This is a genomic window from Paraburkholderia sp. EG286A, assembly GCF_040965375.1.
GTDB lineage: Bacteria > Pseudomonadota > Gammaproteobacteria > Burkholderiales > Burkholderiaceae > Paraburkholderia.
In genome coordinates, this window is the sequence record NZ_JBFRCB010000041.1 from 1 (window position 1) to 347 (window position 347).

A 347-nucleotide genomic window follows, 5' to 3' on the forward strand; every position below is an offset into this window, starting at 1 on the left:
CCAGTTCGATCTCGAGGATCATGCGCGTTTCGCCTGCCGGCACCATCGCGCTGTCGAAGCCGCACAGGTCGACGAAGTGGAACTTCTGCGGGTACACGAAATACTCCAGCAGTGTCTGCTCGCGGTCGACCAACTCGTTGCGCGCGGGGTCCGTGACCGGCCACAACCGCCTCGACGGGCCGAACCCCACCGGCTTGAAATGCACCCCGTCGAGCGGTACCAGCGAGCCGTCGCGCACCGACGGCAGGCGCAGTCCGACCGATGCGATCTGGCGCGTGAGCGCCGCGTACAGCGCGGCGGCGGCAGGCCGGTCGCCATGCAGGTACAGGCGGATACGCGACAGGTCG

1 protein-coding gene is annotated in these 347 nt (G+C 68.0%); it reads right to left on the bottom strand.

The genetic code is table 11. The features are described from left to right. A partial coding sequence (locus AB4Y35_RS42155; RefSeq protein WP_368708803.1) for a type VI secretion system baseplate subunit TssF occupies nt 1–347 on the bottom strand: 347 nt, incomplete at both ends.